This window comes from Stieleria maiorica (assembly GCF_008035925.1).
Taxonomy (GTDB): domain Bacteria; phylum Planctomycetota; class Planctomycetia; order Pirellulales; family Pirellulaceae; genus Stieleria; species Stieleria maiorica.
Window position 1 is genome coordinate 8,226,487 of the sequence record NZ_CP036264.1, and the last position, 24,268, is coordinate 8,250,754.

Genomic DNA, 24,268 nt, shown 5'->3' on the forward strand with positions numbered 1-24,268 from the left:
GACAAACGGCCACGACCCGACGCCGACATCGATTATGCTGTCACGGACATAATGTCAGAACTGATTTGATTGAACGGACGGTCGCACGACGACTTTCCCTTGTTATACCTCCCTGTTTATTTCCTCACCGTTCTAGGCCAAGGTCAACCTATGACCTCTCGACGAAACACTAAGCTCAAGTCTGCTCACAAGTCTTCGCGACGCACGCAACACGAAACGCTTGAGCGACGTGAACTGCTGGCGGCGGAACTGGAAGCACCGCGTTTGATCGCCGTCTCGGCAAACTCGGGCGAGCAGTTCGATCTCCAAGACAACACCGTGCTCTCGACCGCTCCGACGGAATTGAAGTTCCGCTTCGGTGGCGACCTGATCGATGCGGCGACGCTCGCCGGGATCCAGTTCAAACGCGCCGGCGGCGACGGTTCGTTCACTCCCGATGCCAATGAAGCCGCCGCGGGCCTGCCCGGGTACCAAGTCGTCACCCCTGGCTTCTTGGGATTTGAGGACGACGACGGGACCAACATCATCGTCGCCCGCTTCGCCGAGACGTTGCCCGACGACCAGTACGTCGCCGAACTGGCTGGGTTTGACGATTCCAACCAGCAAATCGTCGGCCTCCGCGATGTCGACGGGGACCTGTTGCACACGGTCGGTGCAACCGACCCGGTCCGCCCGATCCAAACCGTCCGATTCGAAGTCGAAGTCGGTCCACGCGTGGTCTCGGTCGTCCCGCAGCCGGTCGAGAACATCAACGGAACGTTGACCCAGCAACGCAACCAGGTGTTCGTTTACTTCAACGATGATCCGCTGTCCAACCCGCTGGCCGGACCGATCTCGTCGGCCACCAGTTCGCTGCCGGTGGTCAATCCGTCGTTCTACAAACTGATTTACACAGGCGAAACGGTTGAGAACACCGATGACCTGGTGACGGCGCCGTCATCGATCGTCTACGAACCACTGCTCAATCGCGCCCGATTGACGTTCCCGGGCAATGATCTGGTCGATCTGTTGCCGCCCGATGCCAACGGCGATCCGATCGTCGGGGGGACATTCCGCTTACGCGTCGGCCGCGGTGACAGTTTGCCCTTGGCTCCGCAAGAACTGGCCAGCGGCGGAGGCGGCGCGGATACCTTTGATGCCGCGATGCCGCTGGGAACAACCTTCGGCGCCGGCACACAAAGTGTTGTCGTGACCGAGGGCCTGATCAAAGCCTCCAATCCGATCATTCCCGATTGGCCGGGCGCCTATGACGCTCCGGGGCTGAGAGACCAACGCCGCGATGCACAGCAAAACGGACAGTCCGATACGACGGTCGGGATCAACATCTTTCCGTACAACTTTGCGCGGATCTATGGCATCGATCCCCAATTCAATCGATTGGAAAACGCGATCACCGAAGCGCAGAAGCAGCGCGTTCGCGAAGTCCTGGATCTGTACAGCGAACGGCTGGGTGTGGAGTTCGTTGAAACCACCGATGCCGGATTGCAAATCGTCACCGGCGACATCCGTGCCATCGTCCAGACGGCTGATACCGGGGCCGGGGCAGACACGCCGCTCAGCCTGTACCGTGTCAATGAACGGGATCAATCCAAGGGCCTGTTGGTCCTCGATGCCGGCGAGAACTGGTACGACGGATACGGTTTCTCGCCCGACAACCGGTTGAGCTATTTCCAAGAGGCGCTTCGGGGCGTGGGCGACTTGCTGGGGATCGGGAACCTGTTTGAACTGGCCCCGGGCGTCGCGGCCGGCGGCAGCAGCCCGGACGAACCGAACTCGGTGCTGTTTTCTGACCAGTACCTGCCGAATCTGCCCGTCGAGCCGGAGTTCCTGAGCCAGAGTGACATCACGATCGGGCAAGCATTGCATCGGCCCGAAAGCAACGACGTCGACTTCTACTCCTTTACCGCGACCGAAACGGGCCAGATTTCGATCGAAACGATCGCCGAACGTCTCGACGGCAGCAGCCTGCTGGACACGCACCTGAAACTGTACCGTGTCATCGATGCGGCGGCCGACCAGTATGAGTTGGTCGCGCAGAACGACGACTTCTTCAGCGAAGACTCCTTCATCGGTCTGGAAATCGCCGCGGGCGATTACATCGTCGGCGTCAGCGCGAGCGGCAACGATCAGTACAACGGTTTGATCTCCGGCAGCGGACTCGGTGGGACCAGCGAAGGCACGTACGAACTTCGCATGACCTTCAAATCCTCGGTCGGTCAAACGATCACCGACTCCAACGGCACGCAGTTGGACGGGGACGCCGATGGCGTTGCCGGGGGCGAGTTCAATTTCTGGTTCCGTGTGGCTCCCACGGTAACCAACGCCACCGCCGGTCAGCCCCGCACGATCTTTGTCGAAAAAGTCACCGGTGACGACGGTGTCGACATCAACGGCAACCCGGTCAACGATGGTTCGCTGCAGCGTCCCAAACGCACGATCGCCGCGGCGCTGCGATTGGCCCGCCCCGGTGACGTCGTGCGGATTTTGCCCAACGGCGGTGTCGACGGGTTGATCCACACCCAGCAGGACAACCTGGCGTATGAAATCGGCATCGGCGGTTCGAGCAATTCGGCGCTCAGCGACGGATCTGAATTCGTCGTCCCCAAGGGCGTGACCGTGATGATCGATGCCGGTTCGTTGTTCAAGATGAAAGACGCCAAGGTCAGCGTCGGTAGCGAAACGGTCGACGAAGATCGCTCGCTGGCCGCGCTGCAGATTCTGGGAACGCCCGTGATCGCGGGCGAGACCGGAGGGACCGGCGAAGTGTTCTTCACCAGCTGGGACGATGAATCGCTGGGGGTGGACACGAATCCGCTGCCGACCACCGCCCAGCCGGGACAGTGGGCCGGCATCGAGTTCCGCAACGATTTCGATTATTCCGAAGGCCGTCCGGTTTGGGAAACCGAGGGGATCTTCCTGGACTTCGTCTCCCACGCCAACATCCAGTATGGCGGTGGCAGTATCAGTTCCAACGATCCGATTGTCACGCCGATTCAGATGAACGAGAGTCGGCCGACGTTGATTTACAACACGATCCGCAACAGCGCTGATGCGGCGATCAGCGCCGACCCGAACAGTTTCCTGGAAACCAATTTCAACGCGCCGGTCTACCAGCGCGCCCAACGGTTCACCAGCGACTATGACCGAGTTGGACCGGAGATCTCCGGGAACCGGTTGATCAACAACAGCATCAACGGTCTGTTCGTCCGCGTGGAGACACCGGCGGCCGGAGAGCTGGAGCCGATGACGGTCAGCGGCCGATTTGACGACCAGGACATCGTCCACGTGCTGAGCCAGGTGCTGGTGCTGCAGGGACAACCCGGCGGTGCGATTCTGTTGGAAGATCGGCCCGACGTGCTGAGCGTTTCGCCGACCTTGCGGGCCGACGGAACCCTGGTTGAAAACGTGGCGTATGACTATCGCATCACCTACGTGACCGCCGCGGGCAACGAATCGCTGTCCAGCTTGCCGACCGCTTCGATCGTGACGTCCAGCACGTCCAAGACGATCCGATTGGCAAATCTGCCGACGACGCCGCCGGAGTTTGTCGGCCGACGTTTGTATCGAAGTATCCCCGGGTCGACCAATTACGAATTCGTCACGCAGCTCGACCGCGTGACGACCGGCTACACCGACAACGGATCGGCGCGCGGGGGATTGCTGCGCGAACAAATCCGCCCCGATGCCAGTGGAGTCACGACCACCGCCGGTGCCGGCGGATCGCTGATCGCCGGCACGGCGTACGATTACCGCCTGACCTTCTTCAACGCACTTGACGGGGAAACCCAGGCCAGCGACTCGACGGCGTCCTTCGTCGCGCCCGCCTCGGGGTCCATCGAGCTGGCCGGATTGCCGGCCGTTCCCGATGGATTTGTCGGTTTGCGGATTTATCGTTCGATTCCCGGCGGCAGCCAGTACGAGTTGATCGACCAACTGATCGCTGGAGAAACGTCGTACGTCGACGAGGGCCGCGAGATCGATTTGCCGCAGCGGATTCTGCGCAATGACGGCAACAACGGCACGCTGTTCTTGCCCCGATTCGACGCCCGCTTGTCGATCGACCCCGGTCTGGTCATCAAGCTGCAAAACGCGCGGATCGAAGCCGGTTTTGGCGCCGATTTTTATGCCGAAGGGGAGGACGGCAAAGAGATCATCTTCACCAGCCGCCGTGACGACAGCTACGGGGCCGGTGGAACGTTCGATACCAACAACGACGCGATTGCCGACAATGCCGCCCCGGGCGACTGGGGCGGGTTGGTGTTCCGTCAAGACGCCAGCGGCAGCCTGGACTTTGCCGAGGTCCGCTTTGGCGGCGGATCGACCGCGATCGACGGTCAGTTCACCGAATTCAACGCGATCGAAATTTTGCAGGCCGATGTTCGCATCGCCAATTCAACGATCACCGACAACGACAGCGGGTTCGCCGCGGCGTCCACTCGTGGCGGTATCGGGTTCAACGATGAGGCCGCCATCTTTGTCCGCGGCAGCCAACCCGTTTTGGTCGGCAACACGATCGAAGGCAACATCGGGGCCGCGATCAGCATCAACCCCAACGCGCTCAATGCCGATCCGATGCTGGACTACGGCCGATCGACCGGGGGCGTGGGAATCTTCACCGTCGACATGGACAACCAGGGGCCGGTGATCGCGGGCAACCGTCTGGACGATAACACGATCAACGCCGTGCGTGTCCGCAGCGAAGTGCTGACGACCGACAGTGTTTGGGATGATACGGATATCGTGCACGTGGTCGAAGGTGAAATCGCATCGGCCACCCATCATTACCGCGGCGCATTGCGGCTCAAGAGTGACCCCAATCAAAGTCTGGTGGTGAAGTTCGGTCCCGGCGCCGAGCTGGTCGGCACGGGGCGTCCGCTGGACATCGAAGATCGGATCGGCGGCACGGTGCAGGTGCTCGGCACGCCCGGCAACCCGGTCGTGTTGACCAGTTGGAACGACTCCACCGTCGGCGCCGGATTCACGCCTGACGGCGAGCCGATGAATTGCACGCTCAGTGCGTTGCAGTGCGAAGACATCATCGTCGAAACCGATGTGCCCTATGTCGACGTCGTGGTCGTGATGGATGAATCCGTTTCGATGGGATTTGTCCAAGATTTCAGCGAGCAATTCATTGTCGATTTGGAAGCGGGCCTGACGGCCGCCGGGATCGGGGTCTCCGCGGGCAACCGCTACGGAGCCGTCGGATTCGGACGATCCGGCGCCGGGCAGTTGGGCAGATCGCTGCTGGTCGGCGGCAATTTGTTCGGCAGTGCGACCGACTACGCCGTTGCGGCGCAGAATTTTGTGACCGCGGGGTCCGCCGAAGATGGATTCGCGGGCATCGATTTCACGCTGCAAAACTATGCCTTCCGACCTGACGCGGCGAAGTTCATTATCCTGGCGACCGATGAACCCCGCACGAATCTGGTTCAATCCCTGACCCAAGCGTCGACGATCCAAAGCCTGCGGTCGGCCGATGTGGCGGTTCAAGGCATTTTGGGAGTTTCGATCCAAACGGACGGTGGCGTCCGTGCCCTGGCGATCGACAACGAGGATGTCTACGTCGAAACCGGGAACAGCTTTGTGACCGAACCCGGCGGACAGATCACCTTCGGCGCCAGCCTGGCCGACTATGTGCCGCTGGTCCAGGCGACTGACGGAATCACCGGCGACCTGTCACAGATCGGCCGCAGCACTCAGACGGCACAAGTCTTCGGTGACGCGTTGATCTCTTCGATTATCGGCCAGGCCGGCGGGTCACAAGCCGACCGCGGTGCCCCGGGCGACTGGCTAGGTCTGCGGCTGGAGTCGTACATCAACGACCGCAACGTCGCCTACGTGCTGGAGCAGGAGACCGCCGACCCCGCCTCGATCGCGACCAACGCCTTTGCCGACAACGCGCAAATCGTCGGTGACTTGGCCGGCGGCGAATTCGCCGGCGATGAAAACGAACGACTTGGATTCAATATCCGCGGCGCACTTGCGTCGCCCGACGACGTCGACACCTACAGCTTCACCGCGACCGGCGGGACGGGCGTCTACATCGACATCGACGAAACCAGCGTGGGACTCAACACGATCGTCGAACTGGTCACCGCCAATGCCGAGGAAGTCGACGGGGATGTCGAAGTCCTGGCCCGCAGCGACGATTCGTTCCGCGAAGCCAACGACCGCTCGCTGTTGTTCTCCGCCCTGCCCGACGGCACGGTCCAACCGCTGTATCAACTCGGAACCGGCAACGTCGAATCGGCAAACCCCTACGACGCCGGGATGCGGGTGATCCTGCCGGGATCGAATTCCAGCGAAAACACCTATTACGTTCGCGTCCGCAGCGACGGAAAGTCGGCCGGTTCCTATCAGCTGAGCGTCCGCTTGCGGGAAACCGAAGAGGTCGCCGGGTCGACGATCCAGCTGGCCGACATTCGTTTCGCCACCGACGCGATCACCGTCAACAGCGCGCCGTTGCACTCGCCGCTGACCGGAACCGCGGGCGAGAGTCTCAACTACACCGCGACGGGCACGCCGTTCACTCAGGAAGCGGCCAACAATCGTCTTTCCTTCACCAACGCCCAGGCCGATCAGCTGGGCAACCTCGGGACGTCCGATCGCGGCTCGTTGGTCGTCAACGGCGAGATCGGGAATATCAATTCCACCAATGCCAACATCCGATTGGAAGACGTCGATGTTTATCAAGTGGACCTGTTCAACGAGCAGCTTGAACCGGACGTCTTTGACAGCGAGAACCGATTCGTCACCACGACGTTCGACATCGATTACGCCGACGGTTTGGGACGCCCCAACACATCGATCGCGGTCTACGATGCTGCCGGCCGATTGATCCTGCACAGCCGCGATTCGAACATCGCCGACGACCGCGGCCGTCCGCTCAACGGCGTCGATTCGGCAAATCTGAACGGCGGATCGGCCGGCTCGCTGGATGCCTACATCGGCCCGGTCGAATTGCCCGAGGGAACCTACTTTGTGGCGGTCAGCAATGCCGCCGTGGTCCCCAGTGATCTGGATCAATTCTTCAATCCGACTGCAGCCAACACGGACGTGCGTCTGATGCCGATCAACTCGACCCGTCGATTGGTCGATGATTCCCTGGACCTTTACAACCCATTGTTCATTCCGGCCGATTCGGAATCGTTCGCCCTGCTGGACCAAACCAACTACTCGGCCGAGCGTCCGATTATCGAACCGGCGTTTGACGTCGAATCGATCGTGCCGTATTCGCTCGACGACATGCGGTTGTTTATCAGCGTCGATTCCGGAATCACCGGAACCAACCAGTCGTCGTTGGTCAGCGTCAATCCGGTCACGGGTGTGGTGGAGCGATTGATCGGTCAGTCGTCGCAGCCGACCGGCGACATCGCTGCTCGTACCGACGGTGAATTATTTAGTTACACCGTCGGTCCGCCGGCCGGAACGGCACCGGACGATGGCAACATCGGCGGCTATGAAAACATCAGCCCGGTCGACGGATCGGTGCTCAGTTCCAGTGACGACGGCATCGTCTTCAGTCGAACCAACCAGGCCGGCAACGGGATGGAAGGCGACGACCCGGCCCAGCTGATCGTCGAAGCGATGGCGTTCCCCTTGTCCGACCGCGGCGGCCCGACCGGCACGATCACAACCAACGCGCTCAACAACAACGGACAAGGATTCCTGGTCGGTTACCGCGACACGCTCGGCCGTGGTGAAATCCCGATCGAACTGACACGCAACATCTTGTATTCGTTCCGTCAGGTCACTGGTGAAATCACGACCTTCGGAAGTCTCAATGCCAACGCCGACCGGACTTTTCCCGCACAGGCTCCCTACAGCACCCGGTTCGGACCCGCATCGGATGAACGCGAATACGGGATCATCGACACCGGAAACATCTTCCCGACCGGCGGCGACGGCGGGGACATCACCGGTCTGGCGAACTTCCCCAACAGCAGTTTCCAGTTCTATGCGGCGACCGACCAGGGTGGGATCCACTCGTTCGATTACACCGACACCGTCGATGCTCCGCGGACCAGCCCGGCGTTCGGCTACGGCAGTGTGATCCCGACGACGTTCCACGGCGTCGTCCAGAAAGACCCCGCGCACGCGGCGGTGTCCGGAAACTTCCCGCCTTCGTTTAGCGGTTTGGCACTCGGACCGAGGACGATCGAAGACGGCGCGTTCCGCGAGACGATGTTCTTGACGACCGATGACGGTTGGTTGTACGCCGTCAACCTGGATGAAGACGGCCGCGTGCAACCCGCGCGGGTGCTCAACAACGGTCGATCCGCGATCCAATTGTCCTACAGCAGCGGGATCGTCGGTGTCGGCAGCCAACCCACCGGTCTGGCATTCGGCAACCTCGAAGCCAGTCCCTGGCACTACACGACCGACCGCAACCTGGATGACGGACACGGCATCAAGGACAACTACGACAATAGCCGCGCGGAGTTTTCGACGCGTGGTGGCGGCAGCCTGTATTACGGCTTTGAAGTCAACCCGGGGACGAACAACGGCGGAAACAACCCGCAAGGGAACACCATCTCGCGTGCCGACGACAGCAACCTGGGCGAACTCGCACCCGGTGGGTCCCACGGCACGATCGTTTCACGCCCGATCAATCTGGAAGGATACAGTGCGGCTGACAAGCCGACGTTGTACTTCAGCTACTTCATGGAAGTCGAGGCGGACGACGACTACCGACCGAACCGTCTGCAACGCGACAGTTTCCGAGTCTTTGCCGCCGGGGACGACGGCGAATGGAAGCTGCTGGCGACCAACAACGATTTCCGACAGCTGCCGTCGCTTGACGAGTACGACTACTACAACGAAACCGGGATTCCGGTCCAAGAGTTGTTTGACGACAGCAACGCCTGGCGACAAGCACGCGTCGATTTGTCTCCGCTTGCCGGTAACGAGAACGTGCGTCTGCGGTTCGACTTCTCGACCGCCGGCGGCATGCGTCCCCACTTCGATTCGGTCGAATTGGTCGGCATCGAAGGTGATGAGGTTGTCCACGGTCAACAGATTTCCTTCAACGACGAACTCGGAAACCAAATCCTGCTGGAGAACGTTGTCGGGACGACCGTCGTGTTCCCGGCCGGGGCGGACATCGCCAGCGGCGACACGATCACCTTGTCCAGCGCCAACGGAAACGTTGCAACATTGACCTTCGTGACCGCAAATGCCGGACCCGGCGAAGTGGAAGTGAACGCGTCGATGAATGCCAGTCAAGTCGCCGCCGCCGTCTTCGACGCGATCGACCGACACACCCGTCCGATCAACCTGGGAGGCGGACGAATCCGCTTTGCCGCGGTCAGCACCGTGACTTCGACGGTGCAACTGGGGCTGGCGAATCCGAACCCGGTCCTGGTTCAACGTTTGGATCCGGTTTTCAACGGGAACACCCAGTTCGACGGTGCGTTGCAACTGGTGATCCCCGACGGCGATCAGATCTTCCCCGGCGACCGGATCGAGATTTCCGATCGGCTGTTCAATCCCCTCAACCCGACGATTCAGGATCAGTTCACGTTCGTCGAAACCTTGACCGGTGCCCCGAACGAGATCCTGTACACCCGCACCGACACGGCCGACACGATCGCGCGGGCGCTGTTCGCCTTGCTGCCGTTGGAATTGCAACCGGTCTATGAAGGCGACGGCGTCATCACGCTGCTCGCCGAGGTCCAGGCGGGGAATTCGATTCAATTCATCGCGGCCACCCCGTCACCGTTGATTCAGCCCCAAAGTGACCTGAATCTCAGTCGTATCGAGGTTGATTTCTCATTCACGACGTCGTTTGCCAACGAGGTGTACACGTTCAAGCACGCCGAAGGCATCGATCGGATCGTCATTTCCGCCACGCCGGTCAACATCCCCGGCGTGACCAACGTGCTGGTCGACTTCTTTGCGTCCCCGGCTGAAATCGCCGCCCAAGTCGCCCTGGTCTTGCCGCCGAGCGCGGGCGCGTACGTCACCCCGCAAGGCGAATTGTCCTTCAGCGGGGCGTCGGTCACCGTCGCATCGTCGGCGACCACAATGTCACTGGGTCGAGTCAATGCCCGCACGATCACCGTTCCCGACGGGACGGGAATCCGCTCCGGCGAAACGATCACGTTGGTCGGCGATGACAGTATTGTCACGTTGACGATGGTTCAAAACCCCGCGGTCGGTCCGCCGAATTCGGTCAACTACAACACGACCGATACCGCGGCAACGATCATTTCCAACATCGTTGCGGCGCTCGGTGCCGATGCCGAAACCTTCGTCAGCGGGAACGAACTGACGGTCCTCGGTGTCTCGACCGTGATGTCCGATGACCCGACCACGAACTTCTCCAGCGTCGGCGCGCTCGACTACCACGAAATCGTAGTGCCCGTTGGCAATCAGATCACCGACGGCCAAACGCTGACCGTCGACGGCCGAGTCATCACGTTTGTGCTCAACGGTGCTCCGGCCGTCGACACCGTTCCCTATGCAAATAACGAGTCGGGTGCGGTGATCGCCCAACGGCTTGCCGTCGTTCTCGGTTCGAGCAATCCGTTGCGTCGCGACAATCCGTTCGCCAACACGCTTCGAGTCCAGGCAACCACGATCAATCTGTCCGGATTCAATCCGACGGCCAGCTTCACAACGGACAGCTACGACGATACCGGTGTGTTGTTGCCGCTGACGGATCTGGGCCAGTTGCGAACCGGATTGCGAATCGAGGTGGACCCCAATGGATTCGGAATCCCCGGATTTGGAACCACATTGGTCTTCGTTGAACGCGGCTCGACGATTCCGCCCAGCAACGACGTCGAGATCTACTTCAGCCGAAACGCCTTTGATCCAGCGGTGGAACTGCAGGACGTTTACCAACAGATCATCGACGCCCTCAGCAGTGGATTCAATCCGGTGCAGGTCCAGATCGATCCGTACGGTCGCGGGCTGTTGATCTTGGACAACAACGCACAGGTCATCCTGCCGACGCCCGATCCGACCCGATTCACGCTGGAAGACCGCGACGTCAATGAAAGTGCAGTTCCGATCAGCTTCCCGTCCGGTGATCGCATCACGGAATCGACGACGGTCACGGTGATCACCAAGGGCGACCCCCAAGGGGCGGCACCGATCGTGCTCTCGTTCGTCACCGCGGCCAACGCCACGGGAGCCTTCGGCGAGATCATTTTTGATCCGAGTGCTTCCAACACGCCGACGATGGTTCGCGACATGGTGTTGTCGCAATTACCGCTCGAATTGCAGGGCTTCCAATTCGGCAGCGACCAGATTCTGTTGCTGGACGCACTGTCGGTCGAAATCCAAACGCCGTCGGGTGTCCCGTCCAACATCGTCAGCTACAGAGCGACGACCAGCGGCGTGATCCCGATCTTGGTCGACAGCACGATGGACTCGCGCGCCGTCGCGGAACGGCTGAAGATCGCCTTGAACGAAGGCGTCGCACAGTACGTCGACGGCGGTCCGACTCAATCACAGACCCGTGACTTCACGGCCTACGCCGGCGACCGCATCCGGTTGTACAACCTGACACCCGCCGACGTCGGCAACTATGGCTTGTCGGGCTACGAATTGTTTGACAACGGTTCGGGTGCCTTGACGACGTCGGCCGTTCCCGGCGACGAATTCGGGCTGGGGCGACCGTTCGGATTCGCCAACAGCGAAATCGATACCCGAGGTGCATCCAACAACGAAGTCGAAGGGGTTTACATCGACGACATCATCGTCGGCTTCGCCGAGCGTGGAGAGATGGTGGTCGAAAGCACCAACGGCGAACGGACGTTTACGTTCAACCCCGAAACGTTGCCCGACACACACCCGCAAGCGGTTCAACCGGAACTGCAAAACGAAATCCTGACCGGCCCCTACTCGCTGGAAATTCGTACCTCCGACGAATATGGCGTCCCGCAGGATTATTTCCCGATCAACCTGCAATTGGGTGAATTGAACAGTTGGGGCCGCTCGTTCGACACCAACGATCGATTGACCGGAGGCGCGGTCAGCCTGATCGCACCGCCCGGGCTGGAGTTGGTCGATGGGGACTTCTTCGTCATCAACGACGGCTGGCGAGAAATGACGTTCGAATTCGACAGCACGCTTGACCGCGGTGTCGCGCCCGGGCACGTGCCGGTCGTGTTCGACCCGATTTCCACGCAGACCTCTGCGACGGCCGATTCGATCCGAAACGCCATCAATTCGGCACAGGTCCAAAACGTGTTGGACATCACGGCGGCAACGTCTGACAGTTTCCAGTCAGCCGCCAGCACGAGCAACCGTGTCGAGCTGTACGGATCCTCGGCGATCACGATCAATCCCAGCGGCGGGCGGATGATCAAATTGGATTTGGTGGACGCGGAGACTTCGCAAGGGCGTGAGACGTCACGGCAAATCCCGATCGTCGATCAGGTCACCGAAAGCGTCCAAGGACGGATCTTTGCCGACGAACTTGATCGCAGCACGCCCAGCGGGTTCATTGACGCCGCACGCGATACGGTTGTCGCGATCGGTAAAATCGGTGACGCGGTCAACAGCGGCCAGCCCCCGTTCAACCTGCAGGATGATGCGGTCATCGTCGCCTCCGATCCGGGAGCCGATTTCGACTCGGTGCGGATCTTCCTGCGTGAGGGAGAAACGGTCGACATCGACGTCGATACACTCGGATTCAGTCGGGCCGGAGAGATTCTGGACCTGCCCGTGATCACGGTGTTCAACGACGGCGAGATTTTGACCGAGGATTTGTTCGGATTCTCGATCGATCGCACACGCCAATCCAGCTTGTTCGAAACCAGCGTCGCACCGGGTGAATCCAGCGGCGGGGCATTCCTGCAATTCACCGCACCGCAAACCGGTTTCTTTGACGTCGTCGTCAGCTCGGCCAATGTCTTCGGGACGCAAACGATGACCGTTCCGGAATTCGTCACCGGGGCATTGTTGGAACAGAGTTTCTTTGGCACATCGGCCGAGACGATTTCGATTTCGTCGGGTACGTCGCAGGTCGTGTACGAGTACACCACCAACGCACAAGTGGTCGCCGGGAACGTTCCGATTTTGATCAACGCGACCGACACGCCGGAAATGATCGCGACGAAGACGCAAAATGTCATCAACGCGACCCAATCGGCCGTCGTCCGCGTCCAAGCCGATGGTCGGTTCCTGAACATCATCGAAATCGCCTCGCCGGTGACGATCACACATGGTTCGACTTCCGGGTTCTTCTTCGGTTCATTCATCTCCACTCAAACGCGTGAAACCGACTTCGGCGAATACGCGTTGACCATTCGTCCGACCGTCTATAGCCAACCGACGGCGGATCCGAATCTGCCGAACCTGTTCCCGGCCAATCCAGACATCCCGGTGCGGGACGTGCTGATGGTCGACTACCAGTTCGGCATCAGCGACCAGAACCGTGTGCAGGACCAAGGGCAGCTGGTCATCGCCAGCAACTTCATCACCGAATCGGCCGGTTCGGGCGTGGTTGCCGTCAGTGACACCCGCGGTCAGCGACTGGTCAACAACGGCGGTTTGGCGGTCAATCCAGGACCGGATTCGTTGCCGGTGCCGGGTTCGGCGCGGCTGTTGCGGAACCAAAACAGCGACAGCTTGATCCCGGGTGTCGTGATCAGCAACAACGTGATCTCGGACTCCGGCGATGCCGCGATCCACTTCGGCGGCGACGTCAACACCAACGGCCAAGTGCCCTCGCCGGTTTCGTTCGGTCGGATCGTCAACAACACCGTGGTCAACCGAGGCAGCGGTGACGGCGTTCGCATCAGCGGAGCGGCCAGCCCGACCGTCTTGAACAACATCTTCAGCGGTTTCACCAACGGCATCGCGACGACCGCCAACCAGTTCGGTCAGATCGTTGTCGGCGGCAATGCGTTCCAGGACAACGGCACCAATTCGTCGGTTCCGTTGGCGACGTCCTCGTTCGTCGTCCCGACCGGAGTGCCGTTGTTCGAAGATCCCAACCGCGGCATCTACATCCCGGCGGCCGGAAGTGCGGTGATCGACAGCTCGTTCGCATCGCTGCCGGACCGCAGCAACTTCCTGCAAACGGTCAAGCAGCCGGCGGGGATTTCGCCGTCGCCGATCATCGCACCGGAATTCGACGCCTACGGGCAACCCCGTGTCGATGATCCGTTGGTCGCGACGCCCGGCGGGGTCGGGGCAAACGTCTTTATCGATCGCGGTGCCATCGACCGCGCCGACGACGTGCGTCCGACGGCCGTGCTGACCGGACCGCAAGACGCGATCGGATTCCGCATCGATGGCGGTGACCAGGATCGCGATGGATCCTTTGTCCGACTGACCGAGGGCACGCTGTCGTTCTTCGAAGTCCAATTGCTTGATCCGGCAGGGACCGGGATCGATCCCGACACCGTCACCGACGAAACGGTCATTCTGACCGAAAACGGCGCGCGACTGATTCCCGGCCGCGATTACATCTTCGGCTACAGCAGCAACAGCAACACCATTCGTCTGACGCCCCTGACGGGAATCTGGCGACCCGACGCGGTTTACGAGATCACGCTCAATAACAAACAGCGAATCGAAGTCTCGCTCCGATCGGGCGATCAGATCCCCGATGGATCGCAAATTGTCATCACCGAAACCGACGGAACGATCACCAATTTCGAATTCGAAGCCGGGTATAGCGTGGTGATCCCGGAAACCACGACGTTGACCGTCGACGGTATCAACCTGAACATCATCGACGGTGAAACGATCACGATCAACGACGTGAGCGGAAACACCCGCGTCCTGGAATTCGATAAAGACGGCTCGACGACCGCCGGATCGATTCCGGTGGACGTCCGCAGCGCCGGCACGATCGTCCAAGTCCGAGATGCCATCCTGGCGGCGCTCTCGAGCGTGGACCCCGGTTCCAATCCGGCCGAAACGGTCGCCCAGGCCATCGGTTTGGCACCGATTGCCGTTGGTTCTGACAAGATTCAACTCGGGACGGTCAACGGCCATCTGGTGACCACCACCTCCACCGCGATCCTTCAGTCGGGTGTCGATCAAGGGGTTTCCCAAGGCGACCGTCTGGTCTACAGCAACGGGATCAACACGGTCACGTTCGAGTTCACTCAAAATACGACCAGCGATCCGACCTTTGTCCCGGTCCTGTTCTCGCGGACCGACACGCCGGATCAGATCGCCCAGGCTCTCGCCGCAGCGGTCTCGACGCAGCCGATCGGATTGGGCAACGCCGCGGCGATCGACAATGCCCGCGTCGCGTTGGGCGGACAGATCGGCGACACGGCGTTTTTGACCAGCACTGCCGCTTCGTTGCAGGGGGCCCCGGGCGTCTCGGTCGGCGCGATCGCGCTGCCGTACACCCAGACGGCCGACTTCACCGCCTCGATCGCCGCGGCTCGATTGCAGTCGGCGATTCGCGACGCCAACCTGAACGTCCAGTCGTTCAATCCCGGCGGCGGAACACTTCTGATCGAAGGCGCGGTGTTGGTCGACGGCAACTTCGATGGTGTCTTGATCAGCATCGGCAACAATCTGCCGCCGATCGCCGACTTGAGCGGAAATCGTGTTCGCGAGACCCGCATCAACGACGAGACGCGATTCACCATCGTGATGCCCGAGGTCGAATTTGATTTCGGTGACGCCCCGGTTTCTTACAACACGCTTTTGGCCAACAACGGGGCACGCCACACCGTGTCCGGGGACAGTGTGACTCGATTGGGCGTCTACTTGGACACCGAAGTCGATGGTCAACCGTCGCCCGCATCGGACGACGCGCTGCTGGCGATCTCGTTCAACGAAACCGGTGACCTGTTCACGTTCCAACCGAACACCATCGTGGTTTCCGGGGCCGTCGCAGGTGGGGAAACGCTGGCGGTCACAATCGGATCAAAAACGGTCACCTTCGAAATGATCCGCGCGACCGACAACCCGACCGGCGGAAACGAGCCGATCACCTTTGTCGACGGCGAATCGGCCGACAGTATCGCGCTGAAGATCTTCCAGCAGATCCGAGCGAAATTTGATGTCATCGACACGTCGGTGCTGATCAATCTGTCCGGCGACACGATCTCGCTTCAACCGATCGACGATGAAGACGGCGTGCCGGTGGGAACCTACATCAAGGACAACGTCCCGTATCTGGTCTTTGCCGACGATCCCACGATCACCGGCAATTTGAACGCCGACAACGTCGTCGGATTCTTGAACCCCAGCGACCCGTCCGGCAGCACGATCCCGGTCTTCGTGACCGGCAGCGGCCTGGTCGATATCTGGGTCGATTTCGACGGCAACGGAACCTTCGACGCGGACGAAAAGATCGCCAGCAACGAAGCGGTCAGTGAAAGCTTGAATCCGAATCCGATCATCATCCCGCAAAGTGCCTTCCCGGCCGACGCGGTACCGCCGGGACACGTTCAGGGCCAGAAGTTGCCAGACCGCTGGATGCGGGTGCGGCTGAGCCAATCGGGTGATCTGAGCCCGACCGGCGTCGCCGTCGGCGGTGAAGTCGAAGACTACATGGTTTCGATCGCCCCGTTCGATCCCCCGGTGCCATCGCCGGATGAATACACCGTCGCCGAAGACAGCACGCTGGTGATCGACACCAGCATCGCCACGCCTCCGACGTTGATCGCCAACGACACGAACTTGGATCAATTGTTGCCCGTTCGCTTCTTCGTCGGACGACAACCGGCCAACGGAACGTTGGTCATCAACCCCGGCGACGAACTGACCGGTTCGTTCAGCTACGTGCCCAACAGTGATTTTGTCGGCCAGGACACCTTCACCTATCGGCTCAGCACCCAACGCAATAGCGGTTCGGTCGCGGCCAATGCGACGTTTGCGACCGTCACCATCAACGTGACGCCGGTCAACGACGCACCCGGTGTGCTCGATCAAAACCTGGTCGCGCTGGAGTACCAGCCCGGTCAAACGCCGGCCGACCAGCCGGAGGTCTTCCTCGCGTCGACGCTGTTGGCAGGGGCGACCGGCGATGGCGATCCGATGATCCCCGGGTTGCCATTCGATGAATCCAACCAGGACGCCGGATTGCGGCTGATCTCGATCACCGTCGGCGGTGTGACGATCGACGCGGCAAACCAATCCGCCGTCGGCACCACCCCGCGAGGGGCGACCGTGACGGCCGAGTTTGACACCGAATTGGCCGACCCGCTGGATCCCACGACGTTCGATCGAACGTTCATCACGCGGATCTTCTATCAGGGAGCCGACTACTTCAACAGCGACAACCTGAGAGCAGATACCGATCCGCCGCTGTTGGATAACTTCACCTTCACGGTTCAGGATGATGGCCGAAGCTTGGACGGAAACGGAATCATTGTTGGCGGAACGCCGCGAACCGCCGATGGGGTGGCCAGCGTTCGCGTGACGCCCCAGAACACCCTGCCGACGCCGTTGCCGGAATTGATTTCGATTTCCGATGACAGCTATCGCAACTTCTATCTGAATCAAGGGCTGCAGGTTCCGACGCCGACCGAGGACAACGCTCTGCTGATTCCGTCAGCGTTCCTGCTGGCGAACGATCTGCAAGGATCGCCGCAAGCCGAGGATGAAAATCAGGGCATCAACGGAAACGACGGAAACCTTCGCATCACCGCGGTGTCGATCGATCCCTTCTTCGGAAGCGTCGCCCTTGATGCGACCACCGGCGACGTTCTGTTCACGCCGGCCGATGACATCTACGGCCAAGTCGAATTCGTATACGAAGTCGAGGACCAGGGACAGGATGAGGCCAAAGACGGCACGCGGACGGACAACTTCCGACGCGCCAGCGTGACCAGCACGATCTTTGTCGAACCGGTCAACGATGCACCGGTCGCCTACGATCGCAACCTGAGCGTGGTCGAGGCGGTGGAACCGGCCGGACCGGCGATCCTCAGCTTCACCGCCAACGACTTGATCGTCGGTCGCGGTGTGGTCCCATCACCGATCATGACAACCTCCAATTCGATCACCGTGGTCGATGGGGCATCGATGGTGGACGGCCAGACGGTCGTGATCACCAACTCGCTCGGTAAACGCAGTGTCGTCGAGTTCAGCACGTCGCCACTGCGATCGGTCGGCACCGATGTGCTGGTGACCTACTCGGCCTCCGACACCGCGGCCGACATCGCGGCACGTTTGCAAACGCTGTTGCGGGCTGCCGGCCTGGGCGGCGTCAACGCCACCGATCGGGTCGAATTGACCAACGTCACCTCGATCGCGACCAGCAGCTACACCGCGGTCACCAACGCGTCGGCGGCCGGATTCGATGTTCCGGACGGATCGATGGTTGTCGGCGGCGAGATGATCGAGTTCACCGACAGTCGCGGTCGAACGACGACATTGGAATTGAGCACGACCGGTGTCTCCATCACCGGTGCGGATCTGCTGGTGGTGGTTTCGCCCGCCGACACTGCGGCGACGGTCAGCTCGGCCGTCAAGGCCGCGTTGTTGTCGGTCGGCATCGGCGGAATCGACAACCCGACCCCGCCCGCCGGACGCGCCGGGGTGCAATTCAGCAGCACGACCGTGGCCGGGTTCACCAACCCGAGCTCCGCAATCACGTCGACGGTCGACGGATTGATCATGGCCGATGCCGACGACCTGCTCGAAGGCGAAACGGTGATCTTGAACAACAGCCGGTCTGGACAGATCCGGGTCGAGTTCAACAGCAGCGGTTTGCCCTCGGCCGGAACGGATATTCTGGTTCAGTTTGCCGCCGGTGAATCGGCGCTCGTGCTGGCGAACCGCCTGGAGGCCAGTTTGCGAGGTCTGGAGGTCGGTGCGATTTCCAACGGCGACGGCAGCGTGTCCTTCCGGGCGGTCGCATCGGCGGTCGAGTTCGCCCCGATGTCGTCCATCATCGCGTCGACCGGACTGGTCGTCTTCCCCGCCGGGGCTCAATTGATCGATGGCGAAACGGTGTCGATCACCGATGGCGGCGGCAACGTGACGGTCGTGGAATTCAGCACGTCGGCAACGCCATCGGCTGGTACCGACGTGTTGGTCACCTATTTCTTGACGGACACGGCGACCGATGTCGCGACACGATTCCGAAGCCAGCTGCAATCGTCCGGTTTGGGCGGATTGGTGGCGACCGATACGGTGACGTTGCCGGTCGTCTCGTCCGTCTCCACGACCGTTTACACCGCCGTCAGCTCCGCGTCGGGAAGCGGGATTTCCGTCCCCGACGGTTCGACGTTGATCGGCGGCGAAGTCATTCGCCTGACCGACCAGAGCGGTGCGACGACCACGGTCGAACTGAGCACCAGTGGGATTTCCATGACCGGTGCCGATCTTCTGGTGCAATTCAACCCCGCCGACAATGCCGCAACCATCAGCGCGGCGATCAAGGCGGCCCTGTTGGCCGCCGGCATCGGCTCGGTCGACGATCCGGCGCCGAATGCCGGACGTGCCGGATTGTTGTTCAACCACACTTCGGTGACAGGGATCAACGATCCGAATTCCCAGATCACCTCATCGGCGTCCGGAATGACACTTCCCGACGGTGCCGGACTGATCAACGGTGAAACGATCACGCTTGCTGACGGGCTTGGTGGCGTGTTGACCGTTGAATTCAACACGACGGGCACGCCCGCGGCGGGGACCGACGTGGTGGTCCAATACGCGGCCGCTGATCTGGCCGCGGCGATCGCCGCCAATTTGGAAACGGCACTGCGTGGTCAAGGTCTCGGTGTGACCGACAACGGTGACGGGTCGCTTTCGTTCAGTGACATTGTTGCCGGTGCGGTGCTTCCTCCGATGACTTCCTTCACCGTCTCGGCGACCGAAATCGTCGCCCCCGAGGCCAACCTGGTCGTCGACGGCGAAAGGATCACGTTGACCGTCGATGGCAACCCGGTCGTCGTGGAATTCAACACGACGGGCATTGCCGCCAGCGGTTCGGACTACGTCGTCTCGTACGCCTACGGCGACAGCGGCGACTTGTTGATGGCGAATCTGGAAAGCCTGTTGCGGGCCGACGGATACGCGGTCACCGCCGACGGCAACACGCTGCATCTGTCCAACAGCTCCGACATCGTCGTGACGGAACTGCCCGATGTTGCCGGTGACTTCGACGAAAACCTGCCGGCACCGTACAACGAAATCGAACAGTCGCTGCGGGTCGTGGCATTTTCGACCAACCAGGGCACGGTTCGCGTCGGTGCCGGATTCAGCGGCTCACAAACGCTGGGCACCGCCAACGGCGGCTTGCTGACGTTCAACTTTGCCAACGGCATTTTCGTCAGTGGAACGTATGCTCCACCGGTCAACTACAACGAACTGCCTCCGTTTGCCCCGGTCGACTTGTTCACCTACAAGATCGCCGACAACGGACGCACCCGCCTGCCCGTCGCGAATCTGATTCGGATTCTGCCGGCCCAGGAGAGTGTCCAGCAGGCAACGGTCACGATCAGCGTCAAACCGGCCAACGACCGGCCCTTCATCGTCAACGAGGATCAGGTCGATGTGATGGAAGATCCGACGGCGGCCCAGGCGACGATTCCCGACGTCTTCACGACCGTGTTGCCGGCTCCGAGTTCCGCCGAGGACGAGTTGCTGACGCAAGGTCGGCCGACGGTGACCAACATCAGCGTCACCGATGTGCGTGGTGTGATGGCGCAACTTCCCGACGTCGACGATACCGGCGCACTGACCGTGTACCCGAATGCGGATGCCGTCGGATCGGTCGTCTACGTGTTCACGTTCACCGATGACCACCCGACCAACCCGCAGTCGACCGATGTCACCGTGACGGTCAACGTCCGTCCGGTCAACGACGCACCACGGTTCAACCCGAGCGTGGCCGGAAGCTCGGCGGTCAACAACGCCGACGACGCCTACTCGGTCGCTCGTGGAGTCGACCCGAACACGGGAGCGATCATCGATGCGGCGATCACCTACACGCTTCGCGAAGACAACACGCAACCGGTCGGAGATCCGCCGCGACAGTACTTTATCCCGCTACGACGTGATCCCTCGGTGATCGGCTACAACCGGGTCGGGTTGTTGGATGTGTTCACCGTCGGCCCCGCCAATGAGGCCAGTGCGGCGATCGAAGGCGGAAACCAGACGCTCGACATCGGCCAGGTGCCGCCGCAGACGGTTCTGGGCGGAACGCTGACCGTCGGCGTCAATTCGTCGGGCGTCCCCGGCGTCTTCTACACGCCGCCGCAGGATTACAACAATCAAATCGGCGGTGTCGACCAGTTCACCTACTCGGTCATCGACGACGGCACCACGTACGTTAATGGACAGCTGGTCTCCGACCCGCAGTCCAGCACCAACGTCGTGCGGTTCAACCTGAACCCGGTCAACGACAAGCCGCAGTTCGCCATCAATCTGCCGCCGGCGGATCTGAACGATCCCACCGGACCGCTGCAAACCATTGAAGTGCTCGAAGACAGCGCGGCGACGACGATCGACAACTTCGCCTTCGATATCGAAGCCGGTCCGCCGACGACGGCCTTTGATGAGGTCAACTTTGCCACCGGGCAAAACGTTCGCTTCAGTGTCACCTCGCTCGGGTTCCCGCTGTCCCAGGCCAGTGACTTCTTCACCGAGTTCCCCTCGATCACGCCCGATGGCCGGTTGAATTTCCGTCCCGCCCCGGACGTCTTCGGCAGCTTCGACTTCGAAATCGTGCTCACCGACGACGGTCCCGGCAATGAGACCCGTGGCGATTTGATCTCGTCGGACCCCAGGACGATCACGATCGACGTGCTGCCGATCAACGATCCCCCGGTGATTCGGCCCAATTCGACGCCGCTGGATTTCGCGATCCTGGAAGACACCAGCATCGACGTGATGAGCATCGGCGACGGCACGACGCCGGGCTTGTTGGACGTCTTTGCCGTCGGCCCCGACAACGAAGCATTGAACATCACCCCCGGTGGCAATCAAACGCTGACGCTGAAAGAACCCACGCCGATTCAATCGACGTTCGGGGGAACCGTCACACAGATTCGTGAAAACGGTGTCCTGACCGGACTGCGGTACACGCCGCGGGCGAACTTCGTGGGCATCGACACGTTCACCTACAGCGTGACCGACAACGGGATCACCGTCGACTTTGGGACCGATGGTGCCGAACGGCCTGATCCACGGATCGCTTCCAACACGGTCCGAATTCAAGTCAATCCGGTCAACAACGCACCCCAGTTCAGCGGGCCGGCCAACGTGGCGGTCAGCGAGGATGCCGGTGCCGTTTCGATCGCCAACTGGGCCACCAACGTGCTGGCCGGTCCGCCGACGGCAATCGACGAACTGAGCAGCCAGGCGGTCTTCTTCACCATCACACGGATCGATGGTGGAGACCCGGGGCTGTTCGCTGTGGACCCCGTTGCCGTCGTCGACAGCAGCAACAACACCGCGGCGCTTGAATTCACGCCGGCACCCGATGCCAACGGTGTGGCGACGTTTACCGCCCAGTTGTTCGACATTCCGACCGATGGCACCACCCAGGCGTCGAGCTCCGTGCGGACGTTCACGTTGCGGGTCAATGCGGTGAACGACCCGCCGACGTTCGATCGAGTGGACAATCCGATCACCGTCAACGAGGACAGCGGCCCTTACTCCCAAGTCTGGGCGTCCAACATCAGCCCAGGGCCGATGGACGAGTCGTCGCAAACGGTTCGATTCGAAGTCGCCACGCCGGTCGACGCGCAAAGCCTGTTCCAGCAATTGCCGACGATCAGTGACGACGGGATCCTGCGATTCATTCCTGCGGCCAACGCCAACGGGTCGGTCGACTTGACCGTCACCGCGATCGATTCCGACGGCGAATCGAGTGCCCAGGAAGTGTTGCGATTGGTGATCACCGCGGTCAACGATCGTCCGACGGCCGTGACCGATAGTGTGTCGACCGACGAAGACTCGGTGCTGACAATCAGCGTGGCGCAGTTGCTGGCCAACGACATCGATCCGGACATCGACAACCCCAGTGATTCGCTGACGATCGTGCTGGATGCCGAGTCGTTCTCCCTGAGCGGTGCTCGGGTGTCCTACGACGAAGCAACCGGTGTGATCACCTACGACCCGTCCACTTCGATCGCCTTGCAGGCGTTGACCGAAGGCAGCTCCGGTGTCGACTCGTTCAATTATCGAGTCGTCGACTCCCAAGGGGCACTCAGCAACATCGTGTCGGTTGCCGTCACGGTTGAAGGACGCAACGACGCCCCGGTCGCACGTCCCGATAATCCGACGCTTAACCCGAGCGGCCCCACGATCATCGAGATCCTGGCGAATGACACCGATGCCGATGGCGTTTTGGTTCCGACGTCGATCCAAATCACGCTGCAACCGGCGTTCGGATCCCTGTCGATCGACGATCAAGGTGTCGTGACCTACACCGCCTTCCAAAGCTTTGCACTGGAAGATGTGTTCCGCTATCGGGTCGCGGACAACGATGGCGAGTACAGCAACCAGGCTTTGGTGACGATCGCGGCCAATGCGGCGCCGATTGCCCGCGACGATCAGGCATCGACATTCATCAACGAAACGATCGTGATCAACGTGGCCGCCAACGACGTGGATCCCGACGCGGTCGCAGGTGCACCCAACCGCGGACTGGACCTGACCTCGATTCAGATCGTCGACTCGCCGTTCAGCGGTGATGTCGTGCCACTCGGCGACGGAACCATTCGCTACATCCCGGCCGACGGGTTCTTGGGAATTGATTCCTTCACCTACACGATCGCCGATCTGGCCGGACGCGTCAGTAGCCCCGGAACGGTTCAAGTGCAGGTGACCGGCAGTCGATTGCAAAACCCGGATCTGAATCCCGACGTCAACGACGACGGGGACATTTCGCCGATCGATGCCTTGTTGGTGATCAACCACCTGGCCCGACAATCCTCGGCGAGCATTCCGGTGCAAGACACGGACGTCGGACCTCCGTACTACGACGTCAACGGCGACAAATTGATTTCGCCCCTGGATGCACTGGCGGTGATCAATGAATTGGCGCGTCGCCAGGCGATCAGCGGGCTTGGGGAGATGGTCGAAGGAGAGCAAATCGGTGACGAAAGCGATTCCGAACCGGTCAGCTCCGCAATCGCCAGCGATTTCATCGACGCGATTGCAGGCGACGACGATGACGAGGACGACCGCATCAACGCCCTGGACGCCGCCTTCGGTGATCTGATCTGATCCCGATCGAGTCGCAACAGTGTCGAACTGCTGTCCTCAGCTGTTCACGTGTGGCCGCGAAGCGGACACGTCCAAAACACCCGGTCAGCCGATGCGGCTGGCCGGGAGAGCCGTTGAGGACAATCGCTACATTTGGTGGGTGGCGTTGAAT

The 24,268-nt window shown here is 61.1% G+C and carries 1 protein-coding gene; it reads left to right on the forward strand.

Translation table 11 applies throughout. The features are described from left to right. The first annotated feature begins 150 nt into the window (after nucleotides 1–150). Nucleotides 151–24,117, forward strand: a complete 23,967-nt coding sequence (locus Mal15_RS27895; protein WP_147870757.1) for a tandem-95 repeat protein — start codon at nucleotides 151–153, stop codon at nucleotides 24,115–24,117. Nucleotides 24,118–24,268: the final 151 nt, after the last annotated feature.

Bases quoted from the DNA above. Each gene is read 5' to 3' on its own strand.
- Mal15_RS27895 (WP_147870757.1), top strand. From the start codon at position 151: ATGACCTCTCGACGAAACACTAAGCTCAAGTCTGCTCACAAGTCTTCG.